This is a genomic window from Pseudomonas moraviensis subsp. stanleyae, from assembly GCF_036283065.1.
Taxonomy (GTDB): Bacteria; Pseudomonadota; Gammaproteobacteria; order Pseudomonadales; family Pseudomonadaceae; genus Aquipseudomonas; species Aquipseudomonas stanleyae.
Genome location: NZ_JAADJI010000001.1, coordinates 208,963 through 227,667 on the forward strand (window position 1 = coordinate 208,963; position 18,705 = coordinate 227,667).

The 18,705-nt window shown below is 61.2% G+C and carries 16 protein-coding genes and 1 riboswitch; of the genes, 6 read left to right on the forward strand and 10 right to left on the reverse strand.

The annotated features are described in order from the left end of the window. Positions 1-6: 6 nt before the first annotated feature. Positions 7-1,896 carry a phosphomethylpyrimidine synthase ThiC gene (thiC, locus tag GXB78_RS00840; RefSeq protein WP_329513761.1) on the reverse strand — a complete coding sequence of 630 codons (1,890 nt, stop codon included), beginning with the start codon at positions 1,894-1,896 and terminating at the stop codon, positions 7-9. Positions 1,897-2,040: 144 nt separating this feature from the next. Further along, positions 2,041-2,146, reverse strand: a riboswitch (TPP riboswitch). A gap of 206 nt (positions 2,147-2,352) precedes the next feature. On the opposite strand from thiC, the gene GXB78_RS00845 reads away from it, so the two are divergent. Further along, the gene (locus GXB78_RS00845; RefSeq protein WP_329513762.1) at positions 2,353-3,786 is read left to right on the forward strand and encodes a TolC family outer membrane protein; all 1,434 of its coding nucleotides are present in this window, start codon (positions 2,353-2,355) and stop codon (positions 3,784-3,786) included. Between the two features lie 152 nt (positions 3,787-3,938). On the opposite strand, the gene waaA is transcribed toward GXB78_RS00845, so the two are convergent. Continuing rightward, positions 3,939-5,213: a lipid IV(A) 3-deoxy-D-manno-octulosonic acid transferase gene (waaA, locus tag GXB78_RS00850; protein ID WP_329513763.1), complete on the reverse strand. Its 1,275-nt coding sequence runs from the start codon at positions 5,211-5,213 to the stop codon at positions 3,939-3,941. An 11-nt stretch (positions 5,214-5,224) separates the two neighbouring features. Then, positions 5,225-6,121, reverse strand: coding sequence for a LysR family transcriptional regulator (locus GXB78_RS00855; RefSeq protein WP_329513764.1), 897 nt, complete (start codon positions 6,119-6,121; stop codon positions 5,225-5,227). Positions 6,122-6,229: 108 nt separating this feature from the next. Here GXB78_RS00855 and GXB78_RS00860 point away from each other — a divergent pair, with 108 nt between their 5' ends. The 4 genes from GXB78_RS00860 to GXB78_RS00875 all read left to right on the forward strand — a co-directional run bounded on the left by GXB78_RS00860 (position 6,230) and on the right by GXB78_RS00875 (position 9,661). Continuing rightward, positions 6,230-6,562 carry a DMT family transporter gene (locus GXB78_RS00860; protein ID WP_042607775.1) on the forward strand — a complete coding sequence of 111 codons (333 nt, stop codon included), beginning with the start codon at positions 6,230-6,232 and terminating at the stop codon, positions 6,560-6,562. 117 nt (positions 6,563-6,679) lie between these two features. After that, entirely contained in the window at positions 6,680-7,855 is a 1,176-nt protein-coding gene (locus GXB78_RS00865; protein ID WP_329513765.1) for an NAD(P)/FAD-dependent oxidoreductase, read from the forward strand. After that, positions 7,852-8,664: an aldo/keto reductase gene (locus GXB78_RS00870; protein ID WP_329513766.1), complete on the forward strand. Its 813-nt coding sequence runs from the start codon at positions 7,852-7,854 to the stop codon at positions 8,662-8,664. The genes GXB78_RS00865 and GXB78_RS00870 overlap by 4 nt, the downstream gene beginning before the upstream one ends. Before the next feature lie 31 nt (positions 8,665-8,695). Then, positions 8,696-9,661, forward strand: a complete 966-nt coding sequence (locus GXB78_RS00875) for a metal ABC transporter ATPase (protein WP_329513767.1) — start codon at positions 8,696-8,698, stop codon at positions 9,659-9,661. Between the two features lie 3 nt (positions 9,662-9,664). Here the strand turns inward: GXB78_RS00875 and GXB78_RS00880 are convergent, their stop codons facing one another. The 7 genes from GXB78_RS00880 to msbA all read right to left on the reverse strand — a co-directional run bounded on the left by GXB78_RS00880 (position 9,665) and on the right by msbA (position 17,924). Further along, entirely contained in the window at positions 9,665-10,465 is an 801-nt protein-coding gene (locus GXB78_RS00880; RefSeq protein ID WP_329513768.1) for a hypothetical protein, read from the reverse strand. Positions 10,466-10,522: 57 nt separating this feature from the next. Continuing rightward, positions 10,523-11,209 carry a hypothetical protein gene (locus GXB78_RS00885; RefSeq protein WP_329513769.1) on the reverse strand — a complete coding sequence of 229 codons (687 nt, stop codon included), beginning with the start codon at positions 11,207-11,209 and terminating at the stop codon, positions 10,523-10,525. Next, a complete protein-coding gene (locus GXB78_RS00890; RefSeq protein ID WP_329513770.1) occupies positions 11,210-12,184 on the reverse strand; it encodes a glycosyltransferase in 975 nt (324 codons plus the stop codon). It lies immediately after the preceding gene. 132 nt (positions 12,185-12,316) lie between these two features. Beyond that, on the reverse strand, positions 12,317-13,738 hold the full coding sequence (gene hldE, locus GXB78_RS00895) for a bifunctional D-glycero-beta-D-manno-heptose-7-phosphate kinase/D-glycero-beta-D-manno-heptose 1-phosphate adenylyltransferase HldE (RefSeq protein WP_329513771.1): 1,422 nt from the start codon (positions 13,736-13,738) through the stop codon (positions 12,317-12,319). Between the two features lie 64 nt (positions 13,739-13,802). Further along, on the reverse strand, positions 13,803-15,203 hold the full coding sequence (locus GXB78_RS00900; protein ID WP_329513772.1) for a PIG-L deacetylase family protein: 1,401 nt from the start codon (positions 15,201-15,203) through the stop codon (positions 13,803-13,805). Positions 15,204-15,207: 4 nt separating this feature from the next. Beyond that, positions 15,208-16,104 (reverse strand): GNAT family N-acetyltransferase, encoded by an 897-nt coding sequence (locus GXB78_RS00905; RefSeq protein WP_329513773.1) that lies wholly within the window; start codon positions 16,102-16,104, stop codon positions 15,208-15,210. Continuing rightward, positions 16,098-17,924, reverse strand: coding sequence for a lipid A export permease/ATP-binding protein MsbA (msbA, locus tag GXB78_RS00910; RefSeq protein WP_329513774.1), 1,827 nt, complete (start codon positions 17,922-17,924; stop codon positions 16,098-16,100). Before msbA ends, GXB78_RS00905 begins: the two co-directional genes overlap by 7 nt. Before the next feature lie 125 nt (positions 17,925-18,049). Here msbA and GXB78_RS00915 point away from each other — a divergent pair, with 125 nt between their 5' ends. Further along, positions 18,050-18,703 (forward strand): lipopolysaccharide kinase InaA family protein, encoded by a 654-nt coding sequence (locus GXB78_RS00915; protein WP_329513775.1) that lies wholly within the window; start codon positions 18,050-18,052, stop codon positions 18,701-18,703. The last annotated feature ends 2 nt before the right edge of the window (positions 18,704-18,705 follow it).

Here is an 18,705-nt window from a genome sequence, read left to right on the forward strand (position 1 = left end):
TTGTGACTAGACTTTCTTGTACAGCTGACTGCCTTCCTGCTTGAACCGCTCGGCCTGTTCCGCGAGGCCTTTGGCAACGTCCACGTCGACTGCTTCAATCCGCTGGTTGGCCGCGTATTCACGGACTTCCTGAGTGATCTTCATCGAGCAGAATTTCGGCCCGCACATCGAGCAGAAATGCGCGACCTTGGCCGAGTCCTTCGGCAGGGTCTCATCGTGATAGGAACGCGCGGTGTCCGGGTCCAGGCCGAGGTTGAACTGGTCTTCCCAACGGAATTCGAAGCGCGCCTTGCTCAGCGCATTGTCGCGAATCTGCGCGCCGGGATGCCCCTTGGCCAAGTCCGCTGCGTGCGCGGCGATCTTGTATGTGATGATCCCGGTTTTCACGTCATCCTTGTTCGGCAGACCCAGGTGCTCCTTCGGCGTCACGTAGCAGAGCATCGCGCAACCGAACCAGCCGATCATCGCCGCGCCGATACCCGAGGTGATGTGGTCGTAGCCCGGGGCAATGTCGGTTGTCAGCGGGCCCAGGGTGTAGAACGGCGCCTCGTCGCAGCACTCGAGCTGCTTGTCCATGTTCTCTTTAATCAACTGCATCGGCACATGGCCCGGGCCTTCGATCATGCATTGCACATCGTGCTTCCAGGCAATCTTGGTCAGCTCGCCGAGGGTTTCCAGTTCGCCGAATTGCGCTTCGTCGTTGGCATCGGCAATCGAGCCCGGACGCAGGCCATCGCCCAGCGAGAAGCTGACGTCGTAGGCCTTCATGATTTCGCAGATTTCGTCGAAGTGGGTGTAGAGGAAGTTTTCTTTGTGGTGCGCCAGGCACCACTTGGCCATGATCGAACCGCCACGGGAAACGATACCGGTGACGCGTTTGGCGGTCAGCGGCACGTAACGCAGGAGTACGCCGGCGTGGATGGTGAAGTAGTCGACGCCCTGCTCGGCCTGCTCGATCAGCGTGTCGCGAAACAGCTCCCAGGTCAGGTCTTCAGCTACGCCGTTGACCTTCTCCAGCGCCTGATAGATCGGCACGGTGCCGATCGGCACCGGCGAGTTGCGGATGATCCATTCGCGGGTTTCGTGAATGTGCTTACCGGTGGACAAGTCCATCACGGTGTCCGAACCCCAGCGAATGCCCCAGGTCAGTTTGGCCACTTCTTCTTCGATCGAAGAGCCCAGCGCGCTGTTGCCGATGTTGCCGTTGATCTTCACCAGGAAGTTACGGCCGATGATCATCGGTTCCAGTTCGACGTGGTTGATGTTGGCCGGAATGATCGCGCGGCCGCGGGCGATTTCTTCGCGGACGAATTCAGGGGTGATTTCTTTCGGGATGCTTGCGCCGAAGCTGTGGCCGGTGTGTTGCTGCTTGAGCAGGCCGGCCGTGCGGGCCTCTTGCAGCTTCATGTTTTCGCGGATGGCGACGTATTCCATCTCGGCGGTGATGATGCCTTTGCGCGCGTAATGCATCTGGCTGACGTTGGCCCCGGCCTTGGCGCGGCGCGGGTTGTTGACGTGGGCGAAGCGCAGTTTGGTCAGCTCGGCATCGGCCAGGCGTTGCTGGCCGAAGTTCGAGCTCAGGCCCGGCAGGCGTTCGGTGTCGCCACGGTCATCGATCCACGCTGAACGCACATCGCCGAGGCCTTTGCGCACGTCGATCACCACGTTCGGATCGGTGTACGGGCCGGAGGTGTCGTAGACCGTGACCGGTGCGTTGATCTCGCCGCCGAAATCGGTCGGGGTCACATCGAGGCTGATTTCGCGCATCGGCACGCGGATGTCCGGGCGCGAGCCCTGAACGTAGATCTTTTGCGAACGGGTGAACGGCTTGACCGATTGCTCGTCGACCTTGGCCGAGTCACTCAGGTTGATCGCGTTATTTTCTTTTGTTGTCATCACGGGCTCTCCAGACAGCATCCAGCAGTGGATTGTCGGAGCAGAACCTGAAAGGCACGGACGCACCAGGACCGGTGCTGTGCATTCGCCATGGCGTTCGATTGTCGAACAATATCCCGGACGAAGCACAAGAGGACTCGCCGGGTGACGAGAAATCTTGTTCCCTACGCAGGCGCTAACCTGATCAGGTTCAACGGGATCCGAAATTATTCGATCTCAGCCTCATAGCAAGGCACCCCGACAAGAACCCGGCCAGTCTAGACACAACCACCGAGGAACGCCAACACCGCAACGAACGCCATGATGAATGGCGTAAATACACAGGCTTGCCCGATTGTTGCCGGAGCAATGCGCAACTACACTCGCTTTGCCCTGCTCAGCCTTGACGCTGCGCGGGCTGCGCCTTACCTTTGGCGCCCGGATTACTTCCATAATATTCATGCTAGGGATCGCCTCATGCTGCGCAAACTTTCACTGGCTGTTGCCGTGTCCTGTGCGTCCAACACAATGGCCTGGGCAGCGGAAGCGCCCTTGTCGACCAAAACCGATCTGGTCAGCGTCTATCAGGAAGCGGTCGACAACAACGCCGATCTGGCGGCGGCCCGTGCCCAGTATGGCGCGCAGAAAGAAGTGGTACCCCAGGCCCGCGCTGGCCTGCTGCCGAACCTGTCCGGTGGCGCCGAAGTCGCCGACGTGCGCACCTCGATCGACCAGCCTTCGGCCATCGCCAACCGCAGCGCGCACTCCTATCAGGCGACGCTGGCGCAACCACTGTTCCGCGCCGATCGCTGGTTCCAGTATCAGGCGGCCAAGGACGTCAACGAACAGGCTGCGCTGCAACTATCGGCGACCGAGCAGGACCTGATCCTGCAGACCGCCGAACGATACTTCAACGTGTTGCGCAGCCAGGACAATCTGGCCTCGACCAAGGCTGAAGAAGCCGCGTTCAAACGCCAGCTCGACCAGTCCAACGAGCGCTTCGATGTCGGCCTCTCGGACAAGACCGACGTGCTGCAATCGCAGGCCAGCTACGACACCGCACGGGCCAACCGCATCGTCGCCCAGCGTCAGGTCGATGATGCCTTCGAGGCGCTGATCACCCTGACCAACCGTCAGTACAACTCGATTCAGGGCATCGTCCACACGCTGCCGATCCTGCCGCCGGCGCCCAACGATGCGAAATCCTGGGTCGACACGGCGGCGCGGCAAAACCTCAATCTGCTCGCCAGCAACTACGCGGTCAGCTCCGCCGAGCAGACGCTCAAGCAGCGCAAGGCCGGCCACTTGCCGACCCTCGACGCCGTGGCGAAATACGAGAAAGGCGACAACGACGCCCTCGGCTTCGGCAACCCGAACTCGTTCGGCGCGCCCTACGGCGGCAACGTCGAGCAGAGCACCCTGGGCCTGCAACTGAACATCCCGATCTACAGCGGCGGGCTGACCAGTTCGCAAGTGCGGCAGTCCTATGCGCAACTGGATCAGAGCGAACAGCAGCGCGAATCGCTGCGCCGGCAGGTGGTAGAAAACACCCGCAATCTACATCGTGCGGTGAACACCGACGTCGAGCAGGTGCAGGCGCGCCGCCAGTCGATCATCTCTAACCAGAGTGCGGTGGAAGCCACGGAAATCGGTTATCAGGTCGGCACGCGCAATATCGTCGATGTGCTCGACGCGCAGCGCCAGCTGTACACCTCGGTGCGCAACTACAACAACACCCGCTACGACTACATCATCGACAACCTGCGCCTGAAGCAGGCGGCGGGCACGCTGAACCCGGGTGATCTGGAAGACCTGCGGCGCTATCTGAAAGCCGACTACAACCCGGACAAGGACTTCCTGCCGCCGGATCTGGCCAAGGCTGCCGAAGCGCAGCTGAAGGCACGGCCTTAACAGTCGAATTGCAAACCAAAACCTGTGGCGAGGGAGCTTGCTCCCGCTCGGCTGCGCAGCAGTCGTAAACCTGACGACTCGACATGTCAGACTTGGGGCCGCTCCGCTGCCCAGCGGGAGCAAGCTCCCTCGCCACAGGGATCGAGTGCATTTCAGCGAATCAATCTGCCCAAGCCATCCAGCAGCCGCTGCAACGCCCCCTGATTACGGCGCATCACTGCCAGCCCGGCCTCGGCCATGCGTTGCGCATCACGCGGCAATTCGAACAAGCGCTGCACTTCAACCGCCAGCCCTTCGGCATCATCCACTTCCGCCAATGCCCCGGCTTCACGCAGTTGCGCGGCGATATCGAGGAAGTTGAACAGGTGTGGGCCGCTGAGCACCGGTTTCGCCAGCGCGGCGGGTTCGAGCAGGTTGTGCCCGCCGTTCGGCACCAGACTGCCGCCGACAAATGCGCTGTCGGCCAAGGCATAGAGAAACAGCAATTCGCCCATGGTGTCGCCGAGCAGCACGCTCGTCTGCGCATCGACATTGGCCCTGGTCGAACGCCGTACCGTGGCGAAGCCTTCGCGCTGGCACAGCTCGAACACCGAATTGAAGCGCTCCGGATGGCGTGGTACCAGAATCAACAATGCATCCGGGTGACTGGCCAACAGGCGCCGATGGGCATTCAACACCACTTCGTCTTCGCCTTCGTGGGTGCTGGCGGCGATCCACACTGGACGCTCCAGCGCCTGCCATTGGCTACGCAATTCGGCTGCGCGTTGCAGCAGTTGCGGGTCGATGGTCAGGTCGAACTTGATCGAGCCGGTGACTTCCACCGTCTCCGGACGGGCGCCGAGATCGCGGAAGCGCTGGGCTTCGGCTTCGGTCTGCACGGCCAACAAACTCATCTCGGCGAGCATTGGCGCCGTGAGTTTGCTGAAGCGGCCATAGCCTTTGGCGGAACGCTCGGACAAGCGTCCATTGGCCAACGCCACCGGAATTCCGCGCTTGGCACATTGATGAATATGGTTGGGCCACAGCTCGGTTTCCATGATCACCGCAAGCCTGGGCTGCACGCGATCAAGAAAGCGTGCCGCCGCACAAGGCAAGTCATACGGCAGATAGCAGTGTTGAATGCGCGGCTCGTTGGCGAACAGCGCCTGAATCCGCTCCGAACCGGTCGGGGTCATGCAGGTCACGGTGATCGGCAGCGTCGGATAGCGTTCCAGCAGAGCGCGAATCATCGGCGCGGCAGCAATGCTTTCGCCCACCGACACTGCGTGCACCCAGATGCCGCCGGGCTGCAGCGTCGGCATGCCAAGAGTGAAGCGCTCGCCAATGCGCTTGGCATACGCCGGTGCCTTGCGCGCGCGCAGCCACAGCCGAATCGCCACCAATGGCAGCCCCAGGTAAAACAACGCGGTGTAGAGAGTTCTATTCATGGCGGCGGAGTTTATCGGCTTTTGTCGCCGATCGCCCGCAAGTGCACGGCAAAACGTTCCGCCAGCCAACGTGCGGCGGGGCCGAGCGGTTCGTCGCGACGCCAGACCAGTTCCACCACCAGCGCCGGCGGGGTCCATTCGCTGTCAAGCTCAATCATCTGGCCCTGATACGCCGAGTACTGCACAACGTGACGCGGCAGCCAGGCCCAGCCGAGATTGCGCACCAGCCATTCGGACATCACGTAGAAGCTGTCGGCGCGCCAGACTTGTGGGCTGGCCGGCTCGTTGCCGGGATAGATGCTGGTCTGCGTCGACATCAGCAGTTGCCGGTGTTGCGCCAGTTGCTGGCAGGTCACGTAAGCCTGCTTCGCCAGTGGATGCTTGACGCCGCAGACCGTGACCATCTCGACCCGACCCAGTACGCGGCGCTCAAGGGCCTCGGGGATTTCATCGTGATAGAACAGCAGGCCGAGATCGGCACGGCGCTCCACCAGTTTGCGTGCAACTTCACCTTGGGCGGCGCTGGTCAGTTGCACTTCCAGGCTGGGAAACTGCTCGGCCAGTTCGCCGAAACTTTCCACCAGTGCCTGATACGGCATCGCCTCGTCCTGGGCCACACGTAGCTGCGCCTCCTGGCCGCGCAGCATGGCCATGGCGCGGCCATTGAGGCGCTCGCACTGGCGCAGCACTTCCCGCGCCTCTTCCAGCAACGCCTCACCCGCCTCGGTGAGACTCGGCTGCCGACCGCTGCTGCGCTCGAACAGACTCACGCCCAAATCCTCTTCGAGCATTGCGATAGCGCTGCTGATCGCTGACTGCGCTTTGCGCTGCCGCCGCGCCACGGCGGAAAACGAACGCTGTTCGGCGACGTCGACGAATACGCGCAATTGTTCAAGATTCCATTGCATGCCTGTTTCCAGCCCATCTTCAAAACAGATAGGTAATGACTTTACCCCATCTGAGCAATGCCTAAAATGTCGCTACAGCAAGCAATGATTTTTTTGAGGATCGAAACCATGAACGCCTACGTCTATCTGGCCATCGCCATCTGCGCCGAAGTGATCGCCACCGTTTCGATGAAAGCGGTCAAAGGCTTCAGCACGCCGCTGCCGCTGATTCTGATCATCGTCGGCTACGGGATCGCATTCTGGATGCTGACGCTGGTGGTGCGCACCGTACCGGTGGGCGTTGCCTACGCGGTCTGGGCGGGCATGGGCATTGTCATGGTCAGTGTCGCGGCGTTGTTCATCTACGGGCAGAAGCTCGACGTACCAGCGATGCTGGGGATGGCGCTGATTGTGCTCGGCGTCGTCGTGATCCAGCTGTTTTCGAAAACCGCCGGGCATTAAAAAGCAGCAGCAAGCTTCAAGCGGCAAGCCGCAAGGATTGCTGATTTGCTGGTCCGGGTTGCAGCTTGCAGCTTGAAGCTTGAAACTTGCGGCTTCTTCAAGCTCCGAGGTCGCTGCATGCCATCCGTTATTTCCACCGACGTTCTGATTGTCGGCGCTGGTGTCGCCGGCCTCTGGCTGAATGCGCGCCTGCGCCGTCAGGGTTTTTCGACCGTGCTGGTGGAAAGCGCCAGCCTCGGCGGCGGGCAGAGTGTGAAGTCCCAGGGCATCATCCATGGCGGCGCCAAGTACGCGCTGCACGGCGCGCTGACTGGCGCTTCGGAAGCGATAGCCGACATGCCGCGACGCTGGCGCGAGGCGCTGGCCGGGACTGGTGAGCTGGATCTGTCCGGCGTGCGTCTGTTGTCCGAAGCGCATTACCTGTGGTCGCCGGGCACGCTGGCCGGCAACCTCACCAGTTTCTTCGCCAGCAAGGCTGTGCGAGGCCGGGTCGATCAGGTCAAGGGCGACGAACTGCCGCCGGCCCTGCAAGACAAGCGCTTCAAGGGCAAGGTCTATCGCCTCGCCGAACTGGTGGTGGATGTCCCGAGCCTGATTCAGCGCTTGGCCGAGCTGGCCGGTGACGGTCTGCTCGCCGGTCAGGTGATCGAACCGCTGCTGGAAGCCGGCGTGCTGGTCGGCCTGAAAGTCGATGGCCGCGAGATCCGCGCCCAGCGTATCGTCCTCAGCGCCGGCGCCGGCACTGCTGAACTGCTCGAAGCCTTGGGCCTGAGCCGTCCGGCCATGCAGCGTCGGCCGCTGCACATGATCCTTGCCAAAGGTCCCGGCCTGAAACCGCTGTACGCGCACTGCCTGGGCGGCGGCACCAAGCCGCGCATCACTGTGACCACGCACCCGGCGGCTGACGGCCAGTGGGTCTGGTACATGGGCGGCGACATTGCCGAAAGCGAAGGCGTGGCCCGCGAACCGGCCGAACAGATCGCCACCGCGCAAAAGGAAATCGCTCAGTTGCTGCCGTGGATCGACCTCAGCACCACGCAATGGGCGACCCTGCGTGTCGACCGCGCCGAACCGCTGCAAACCGGCCTGACCCGTCCGGACAACGCTTTCCTCGCCGAGGAAGGTCGCTTGCTCGTCGGTTGGCCGACCAAACTGGCACTGGCGCCGGACTTCGCCGACCGCGTTATCGCTTCATTGCAACGCGACGGCATCCAGCCGCAAGCGACTGAACCGCTACCGCCGTTGCCGAAACCGCCGCTCGGCGTGCCCGCGTGGGAGCAGCTGCTGCCATGACCATCGCCACTCTGCACGAACTGCATCGCCCGCTGGGCAGCACCGGCCTGTCGGTTTCGCCGCTGGGCCTGGGCACGGTCAAACTCGGCCGCGATCAAGGGGTGAAATATCCAAACGGCTTTCAGATTCCCGGCGATGACGAAGCACGCATGCTGCTGCGGCAAGCGCGCGACCTGGGCATCAATCTGATCGACACCGCGCCCGCTTACGGCCGCAGCGAAGAACGCCTTGGCCCGCTGCTGCGTGGTCAGCGTCAGGACTGGGTGATCGTCAGCAAGGTCGGCGAAGAGTTCACCGACGGCGTGTCGCGCCACGATTTCAGCGCAGCGCACACGCGGATGTCGGTCGAGCGCAGCCTGCAACGTCTGGAAACGGATTTTATCGATCTGGTTCTGGTGCACTCCGACGGCAACGACATGGCCATCCTTGAGGACGAAGAGGTGTACGCCACCCTCGCGGCGCTGAAGGCCGAGGGCAAGATTCGCGGCTTCGGGTTTTCCGGCAAAACCGTCAAAGGCGGCTTGAAAGCACTGGAGCAAGGCGACTGCGCGATGGTCACCTACAATCTGAACGAACAAAACGAAAAAGCAGTCATTGACTATGCTGCTGCCCACGGCAAAGCCATTCTGGTGAAAAAAGCCCTGGCCAGCGGTCATGTCTGTCTGAGCCCGGGAGTCGATCCGGTGCGCGCCAGCTTCGAGTTGCTGTTCACCCAGCCCGGCGTCGCCAGTGCTATTGTCGGCACGATCAATCCGCTGCACCTCGCCCACAACGCCGCGACCGTTGCCCAGGTCCTGCGTGGTCACTGACGCCGCCCCGCGGCCTTAAGCAGGAGCCGATATGCCGCGCACGCTCATCCGCAAGAACCCGAGCAACTTCAAGACGCTGCCGCTGTTCGTCGAAGCCACGCCCGAGGGCCTGAGCTATCAGAGCGTCGGCATGCCGCTGAATTTCGCCCAGACCCTGCAACGGCGCAAACCGGTCAGCGTCGCCGACAGCGAACGCTTTGCCCTGGAACTGGCCAACCTTGGTGTTTCCGTACGCCTGACCTTGCATTGGCAGAACCGCGATTATTGGGTGCTGGTGCGCCAGCGCCGGCAGGATCGCGGCGATGTAGTGCTGAAGCTGATTTCCGGCTACGTACCGGCGCACGAATTGAATATTCCGCTGCACACGGCGATTCAGGAAATTGCCGAAGAGTGCTTGCTGGAAACCCCGGAAGGCTGGCTCGGTGGGCGTTTCAATGACACCTGGCTGCCCGCGCCCTACTCCGCCGCGCTGCATTACCGCGAGGCGTTGCCATTTCGCCTGACGCCTCTGTCCGGTTCGGCGCGTCCAGTGCGCTGCGCCAACCTGCAATTGCTGGAGCGACCGCGGGCCTATGTGCATCTACCGACCGCGTCGCTGCAATTGATTTACGACCTGCGCCTGGAAGTGCCCAAGGAAGCCAAATCCCTGAGCCTGTTTCATGTCGACGAGCGTCTGGAGGGTGATCAACTGGTGGCGCGGCTGGACCGCAAGCGTCCTGATCTGTATCTGATGCCGCTCAAGGATGGCGCGCCGACCGCCGAGCTGTTCACCCTCAAACGCGACAAACTGATACCGGCCAGCACCCGCGGCATTCATCTGGCCGAGAGTTTCGCTACGCAACAGGGTTGGGTCGTGCACGACGAGCGCATTCGCTGGAAGGACTGGCTGGTGCAACAGGGCCTGCAACCGGCCAGGGCACCACGCGCTGGCCTCAAGCAACTGAGCATCAAGGCACTGCGCCTGGTCGGGCTGGGCAGGAAACGCGCGAGCCGTTAGCCGCTAACGGCGGCGATCCCACCAGGTGCGCAACGTCGCGAAGAAGTGAAAGTAACGGTTTTCGCGCTTGCCCATGCCACGCTTGGGTGAGAACGATTCTTCGGCAAATGCGCCGGTGATTCGCACGCGGGAGGCCTGGATCGGCAAAGTGCAGACCTTGGCGCCTGCCTCAAGCAGGGCGTATTTGAGCAAGCGCTCGGAGTGCAGCTTACGGCCGGTCGCCTTGCAGAAATCGAAGATGCGTTCGATGCGTTTGCCGTAGGCGACATAGGTATCGCGCCCGCATACGGCAAAACGGTCATTCAGACCGCCCCACCACTGCCAGTCGGGAATATAAACGTTGTGCCGCCGCGCCTCGGCGTGGTTGAACACGTAGCCTGGCAGCGCCGTGTGGAAGAAATTGTCCGGCCGCACGAACACGACGAAATCCGGATCGAAGGATTCAATCTCGGTGGTGACGGTGTGTAATGAGTTGAGCTGATAAATCAGGTTGCGCAGCGATGCATAGTCATCGGCCCAAGTATCACCCTGTGCCTTGACCTGCTCGAAATCCCAGCGCTCCAGCACACCTTCGGTCGAGGTAAGCGCGCCGCTCATGGTCTCGAAGGGCAGGTAGTTGTCAGCCGCCAGGTCACCCTTCTCACCGGAACGCGAATTCTGCACTTCATCGACTTTATACAAGTGATAAAAGCACTGGATGTCGCTGCCCGCAGGCAACTGTGCCAATACGTTCTGCTCGATGGAGGGGAAGCAAATCTGGGAATTCCTCGGAATCCCGAAAAATGCCACGGCAATTTTCACCACTCGATTGCACCTATGAAGAAATGATTCGGCCCGGCAGACAACTGACTGCGGCGCCGCTTATTTGCGCTTGAACAGTTTCTGCCACCAGCGCCGGGGTTGCAGCGGCACGACAATCACATCGGACTTTTGCAACCAGTCCCGCTCGTAATCCCAGGCATGGCCACCCCACAACTTTCCCGCCTCGTTGGAGAACCCCAAGGTCATCAACTGATAGGTATAACCGACATGCCCGCGCAGCCAATCGAACAGCACCAGCGTGTTGAAGCCCGTGGAAGGACCGACATAGCGTTTGCCCCCCGGGCGGTCGACCGGGTAGTTCCACAGCGGTGGCAACGGGATGCGATCCCAATACATCGCCACGCGCGGCAGTGGACACATCGGCGCCGCGCACCCCACCAGCATGGTGAAGCAGTGATCGCCCGCGCGGTCGAACAGGCGCTGTACGTCCGCATTGCCGGGCAAGCCGAAGAAATAGGCATCGGGCGCGTTGTAGCCATGCACGAAGAGATTGACGCTTTGCTCGTTGAGCAGCGTCGCCTTGATGCAGTGATTGAAACTGACGACGACGTCATCCGCGCCGATATTCAGCGCCGCGAAGTCGGCTGCGGTAATCGCGGGATTATTGGCGATCAGCACCACTCGGGCGGCGCGACTCAGGCATTCACGCAGTGCATCGGGCAAGGCCTGCAAAACCGACTGGTCGCCACCGGGCAGCGCATCCAGCGCCATGTATTCGTCCGTCATTCAGGCTGGCACCTTCATGCCGTAGCGCAGTTTGACCCAGAACCGGGTGAACGCCGACGGCGGCTGCCATGGGCGCATCTCACGCTGGATGGCTTCGGCGAGTGCCTGGCCGACCCGCGCAAACGAATAGCGACTTTCGGCGAACGCCTGGCCGTTGCTGGCTATTCGCTGCGCCAGTTCCGGGTCGTCCTGCAGCAGCTTGATCTTCGCCACCGCCTCGTCTTCGCTGCGGTAGAACACCGTGTTGTGCATGTCTTCGAAACCGAGCAAGCGGTCTTCTTCGCCTTGGCTCCAGGCCAGCAGCACACAGCCGCAGGCCATGGCCTCGAAGTTCTTGATCATGAATTCGTTCATGCCGATATCGGCGCTGACAAAGATCTTGATGCGGTTGAGGGTTTCAAGATATTCCGTACCCGATTTGGTACGCGTCACGAGCATACCGGTACGGCGCGAAAGCGATTCGAGCATGGCCTTGCGCTCGGCGTATTCGGTGCTTTTCAGGCTGCCCAAAAAGCCGATCGGGATGTCTCGCTCGACGCCGGTATTGTGCAGCATCTGCTCGTCGTAGCCTTTGGAGACGAACACGGTATCGATACCTTCAGCGAGCATCTTGCGCGCGACGACTGCGCCGGAAACCAGTGCCCGACAGCTGGGCAATCGGCTATACAGGCGCGAGTAAACACCACGGTACTTACTGGCCGGCATGTAGTTCTGATAAGCATCGTGCTCGAGAAACACCAGCCCGGGAATGCACTTGAGCACCCGCAGTTGCGGCGCCAGACGTTTGACCCGGGAGAAAATCACCACGCGATCAAAGGTCTGGTACTCGACCGAAGCCAGGAAGGCTCCGAGGTTCATCTGCTGCTGCTTGCTCAGACGATAGATGAAACACTCATCGCAGTTCTGCTGAACGATGTCGTAGAGCCGGTCGAGAATGACTCGCTGCTCGTCCATCACCAGAAGCATGACTTTCATAGATTAAATGACCACGCAACGTAAGCAGGCAAGCGCAGCGGATTCAAACCTGCCAACATCAACGGAAACGGTGAGATCCCCAAGGCAAAATCCGTTCACACGCGGTACACAACGGGAAAAATTCATCTGATCTCAGCGACTGCGGATTTTTTCGACAATCGCCGTCGTCGAGCTGTTTTCCACCAGCCCCAAGACTTTTACGGTGCCGCCGTAAGCCGTCACGATATCGGCGCCGACCACCTGGTCGATGCCGTAATCGCCGCCCTTGACCAACACATCAGGCCTGACCTCGCGCAGCAGGTTTTCCGGCGTGCCTTCAGGGAAGCTTATGACCCAATCTACCGCGCCCAGACCGGCCAGCACCGCCATGCGCCGATCGACGCTGTTGATCGGGCGACCGGGGCCTTTCAGGCGACTGACCGAAGCATCGTCGTTGACTGCGACAATCAGTCGATCGCCTTGGGCCCGTGCCTGCTCAAGATAGGTCACATGGCCGGCATGAAGAATGTCGAAACAGCCATTGGTGAAGACGATTCTTTCGTTATGCGCGCGGGCATCGGCTACGGCCAGCACCAGTTGTTCAAGACCCAGCACACCGCGCTCGGAGCCTTCCTCGCGCTGAATGGCGCGTCGCAGTTCCGGGGCACTGATGGCCGCGGTGCCAAGCTTGCCGACCACAATACCCGCCGCCAGGTTGGCCAGGGCCACGGCGTGGGGCAGATCCTCACCGGCAGCAATCGCAGCCGCCAGGGTCGAGATCACCGTGTCGCCAGCGCCGGTCACGTCGAACACTTCTCGGGCACGCGCCGGTAAATGCAACGCGGGTTGATCCGGGCGCAGCAGGGTCATGCCGTGTTCGCCACGAGTGACCAGCAGCGCACCGAGTTCAAGCTCGTGCATCAGCGTCGCGCCCTTGCTGACGAGCTCGTGCTCGTCGACACAACCGCCAACGATGGCTTCGAATTCGCTCAGGTTCGGGGTGATCAGGCTCGCGCCACGGTAGATGGAAAAGTCCTTGCCCTTCGGATCGGCCAGCACCGGGATGTTTTTCGCCCGCGCGGCCTGAATCAGCGCCTGATGGTTTTTCAGCGCGCCTTTGCCGTAGTCGGAAAGCACCAGCACCTTGATGCCTTCGAGCAGGTCATCGACCTGCGAGCCGAGCGCCAGCGCATCGGTGGCGAACGGTTCTTCGAAGTCGATACGCAGCAACTGCTGGTGCCGGCTCATGACCCGCAGCTTGACGATGGTTGGCTGGTGCGCAATGCGCTGGAACAGAGCACGTACGCCGGCGCCCTTGAGACTGTTGCTCAGGCTGTCGGCGGCTTCGTCATCACCGGTCACACCAACCAGCGACGCCGGCGCACCTAGAGCGGCAATGTTCAAGGCAACGTTCGCGGCACCGCCCGGACGGTCTTCGATTTGCTCGACCTTGACCACCGGCACCGGCGCCTCAGGGGAAATCCGTGAGGTTCCGCCATGCCAGTAACGGTCGAGCATGACATCGCCGACTACCAAGACAGGGGCTTGATCGAAACGCGGCATGGACAACTTCATGGAGCAACCCACATACAAAATGAACAGGGGCGCGATATTAACACAGGGGAAAGCGCCGTCCGCCTCAATCTGAAAGGTCACGCACCCAGAACAGTTCGTGACGCCGGACAGCCTTGCGGAAAAACTCATTACTTCCTGTGACCGGCCAGCGACGCCCGGCCAGCACCTGCTGGATCACCCGGCGCAACTGCCGCTTGAACCCGAGCGGGCCCTGCAAGTCATGCTCCATGGCCAGCGCCATGGCCTTGTCCAATTGCACATCCGCCGACAGCACCGGGCTCCACAAACGATCCGACGGTAACGGCTCGATCGCCGGCGGCAGGGCGATACCGCCACCGGCCGGGCCCATCGGCCAGCGATCATTGTCATGCAGGTGGTTGGCGTACATCAGCAAGGTCGACGGCTTCCACGCACTGGCGGCGATGGCTTCCAGCACGGCACGGGTGGAAGCGACGTGATCGCTGTGCGGGTCCAGCTCGGGATGCGGAGTGACGACGACTTCCGGGCGAAAGTGCTCAAGCAATGCTTGAATATCGCCGACGAGATTGACCCAGGTCGGCGCGCCATCGACATCGCCCGGCAGTTTGAACGGATTGTGCTGCCGAACACTGCGCACATCGTCCTCGCCTGATTCCCGCGAGCCGAATGATGTGTTCGGCTCTTCGGCCATCGCCGGCAATTGCAGGCAGTAGTAACCCAACTGCACGCATCGACTGGCCGGCACGCCACCCCATAACGGGATGCTCAGGCTGTCCCAACTGCGTAGCCTGCCCTTCAACCGAGCTGCCTGAGCCTTGTCCAGACCCAGGCGCTGGAAGTCTTCGGCCTCGATTTCGCCCTGGGTCAGGGTGACGATGCTTGCTTCTTCGCAGCGACTGTAAAGGCCGAACGCAGCCAGTTCGGCATCATCGGCGTGAGGCGCAATGACCATGACCCGCTGCTGCGCGTAATCGGAATTGCTCATGACCCACAGCGTGCCGCTGGAACTCAGCGTGCAATGCCGACCACGGACTGTCAGCGCGTTTTCGCCAAGCGCTGCGGCTTGCCCGGACAGATTGAGAAAGCGCCGCCCACCGACGCCACGCTCGAAATCCTGGCGATCGTCACCTAGTTCGACATAAGGATCCCGCCAGCGGCCCAACCAGTTGGCCGTTACCTTGAGCTCCAGCAGCAGCGTTTCTCCCGGCGCCAGCGGCTCGCTCAAACGCACGATTCCGGCATCCAGTGCCACGGCTTGACGCGGCGTTTCGCTGGGAAAGTCGTACTGATAGTCGTCGCTTGTGCGATAGAACAGGTGGTCGGCAAACCACGCCTCGTGCGCCACCCAGGCCAACACCAGCAGCACCGGCACCAGCCACCAGCCGAGCAAAAAGCCGGCCGCCACCAGCGCAATCACAAACACCATAAGGAACAAGCGTTTGCTGCGTCGATGCGCCTTGAGAAGCTGTTGCTTGCGAGCAGTCATGGATTCAGACCTTGTAGACGGGCACCGTGTGGCACCAGCGATCCTTGTATTCGCGGTCGGCACGGCCAAACGAATAGCGCAGCGTCTTGCCCAGTGCCTGAGCATCCGCCCAGGCCTGCTGGGTGTTGACGAAACTCAACACGCTGCCGGGGCTGAACTCGCGGCTTTGCGGGTCAACGCCGCCGTTGACGTATTCCAGCGATACCCATTGCGGCGCCTCGACACGGTAGAGAATCTGGATGGCGACCGGTGCCGACTCGAGCATCACCACCGACCCGGTCATGAACTCGCGCAGCAGTGTGAACACTTCGACCAGTCCGGCCTTGCCCGGCACCTCAAAGCCCCAGCGGCGCTGGAACAGATCGCCATAAGCCACGGCCTGCTCGTTTGGTGTCAAGTCAGACATCGGCACCAGCGAACCGCCCGCCTCTTCCAGCAGACGCTGTTCGCGACGCTGGTTGTAGCGAAACTTCTTCGAGTAATCCTCAGGCAACCGCGCCAGTGCCAGCCCTTCCGGCTGTGCGCGAAGGGTGCTGATCTGCTCGGCGTTGAGTTGCGAAACATAAGCCATGCGCTGTCGCACCGGAACCACGACATCCGCGGCAATCGGCAGAATCAGTTCGGCGTTGCCCATGTCGAGCAGCCCACGCTTGCCTTCGCGCTTGAGCACTTCTTTGGACAGCGCGGCGTGCCTTCCCCAGCAAGCAACAGCCGCGACGACTTCGTCGTCGACGATCCAGCCCAGGTAGTGCAGCTTGATGCCGACAAACGTCGACAACCGCTCCACCACTTCGGGATGAGTTGCAAAACTGCCACCGAAGCGCTGCCAGGCCTGAGCGTAGGTTGCGTGATCGATCTCACTCCAGCCGCGCTCTCGCCAGGCGCGAAAAGCCGTCAGCATAGGTCGGTCACATGGGTCGGTTGCGGCTCGTCGCCTTCTTCGAATTCCTTGGCGTGCAAGCGGGCGTAATAGCCATTCTGCGCCAGGAGCTGGGTATGAGTGCCGCGCTCCACTATCTTGCCTTCGTCCATGACCAGAATCAGGTCGGCCTTCTCGATGGTGCTCAGACGGTGAGCGATCACCAGCGTCGTGCGGTTCTGCACAACATGATCCAGAGCCGCCTGGATATGCCGTTCCGATTCGGTATCGAGGGCCGATGTGGCCTCATCGAGAATCAGCAGCGGCGCATCCTTGAGCAATGCCCGTGCAATGGCGATGCGCTGACGCTGACCGCCGGACAGCAGCACGCCATTTTCGCCGACCAGCGTCTCGTAGCCCTGCGGCATCTTGATGATGAACTCATCGGCGTAGGCTTCGGTGGCCGCGCGCTTGACCTCATCGAACGGTGCGCCCGCCAGATCGCCGTAAGCGATGTTATTGGTCACCGTGTCATTGAACAGCGTGACCTGCTGGGTCACCAGGGCAATCTGCCGACGCAGGCTGCGCAGGGTCAGGTCCTGCACCTGCACATCATCGAGCAGAATCTGCCCGTGCTCCTGCTCATGCTGGTAGAAGCGTGGAATCAGGCCGGCCAGGGTGGACTTGCCGCTGCCGGAGCGACCGACCAGCGCCACCATTTGCCCGGGCTCGACGACGAAACTGATGTCATCGAGGACTTTTTTCTCGCTGTTCGGATAACGGAAGCTGAGGTTGCGCACCTCGAGGCGACCTTGCAGACGGCCGCGCTCGACCGTGCCGTGATCGACTTCCGCCGGCTCGTCCAGCTGTTCGAAAATACTCTCGGCGCCAGCCACGCCCTTCTGGATCGTCGAGCTGACTTCGGAAAGCTGGCGAATCGGTTTGGGCAGCAGTCCGGCCATGGTGATGTAGGCCACCAGATCACCCGGCGACGCATCACCACGAAGGTACAGGACCAAAAACATCACCACTGCCATGGCGCTGTACGTCACTAATTGCAGCATCGGCGTATACACCGCGCCAGTCTTGGTCATGGTCAGCTGTTTGTCGGTATTGCTCTGGCTGGCGTCACGGAAGCGCATCTTTTCATAGGTTTCCCCACCGAAGCTGCGAACCACGCGGTAGCCGTGAATCGTCTCGGATGCGACGTGGGTAACGTTACCCATCGAGACCTGAATCTTTTTGCTCTGCTTGCGAAATTTCTTGCTGGTGCTGTTCACCATCAGACCGATGACCGGCAGGATAGCGACCATGACCAACGTGAGCTTCCAGTTCATCCACAGCAGAGTGCAGAACAGGAAAATCACCGTCATGCCTTCACGGATCACTACTTTGATCGCGTCGGTGGCGGCGCCGGTGACCATGGTCACGTTGAAGGTGATGCGGGAAATCAGGTGGCCGGAGTTGTTCTTGTCGAAATAGCTGTTGGGCAGATCCAGCAGCTTGTTGAACAGAACCACGCGCAGGTCATGCACCAGGCCCAGAGAGACTCGTGCCAGAAAGTAGTTGCCCAGATAGGAACCGACGCCTTGCCACACGGCAATCAGCACGATCAATAGAGGCACGCTTTCGAGCAACTGCAACTTGCCCAGATAAGGGTTGCCGGGAAACAGGCTGGCTTCCGGATTGGCCAGGCCGTCGACGAAATATTTGAGGATGTAGGCGAGCATCGGTTGGGTCGATGCGAAGATCAGAAAGCCAACGATACTCAGGATGAACAGGCCGGCGTAAGGACGCACGTAAGCCAAAAGGCGGAAGTAGATCGCCAGCGTTGACTGGGCTTTCGGTTCAGGACTGCTCATGGGAATCCGCGTAAATCAGTGAGGCGGCGATGATATCACAGGCCCTTTTGCGCCGATCAACATCACCGGGCGCCAGCCATTGGGCAAGTCGGTTAAGATAGCCGGCTCATGATGGGGAGTCAGGCATGCAATCGATTGATCACAGCACTTACGAGGCACTGCGCAAAGGTGCTCAGGTACTCGAAGCCGACGGTTCTGGCGACAAGGTGCTCAGGTTGGCCGACGGTCGCATGCTCAAGCTGTTTCGCCGCAAACGCCTGCTGAGCTCGGCGCTGTTCTTTCCCTATGCCCAGCGCTTCGCCAACAACACCAAGGCGTTGCAGCAGCGTGGCATCCTCTGTCCGAACGTCCTCGCGGTTTATCGCATTCCGAGCATTCAGCGCGACGGCGTCTATTACGCGCCGCTGGCAGGCGAAACCGTACGGCAATTGCAGGGCACGCCCGAAGAAACCGAGACGTTGCGCAGTCAGCTGGGCGCGTTCATTGCGCAACTGCATGAAAAAGGCGTTTATTTCCGGTCCTTGCATTTTGGCAACGTGGTGCAGACACCGGAGAATCAGCTCGGTTTGATCGACATCGCCGACCTGCGTTGCCAGAAGCGCGCCCTGAGCGACAGCAAGCGATTGCGCAACTTCGCCCACTTGCTCCGCTACAAACAAGACCGGCAATGGCTGCTCGGCGGTGATGCCGGGAAAACTTTTCTTGAGGGTTACCGCCAGGCGTTGCCGAGCAAGCGACAGGCTGCGCTGATCGAACGCCTGCGCCTGCTGCTGGATTGAGC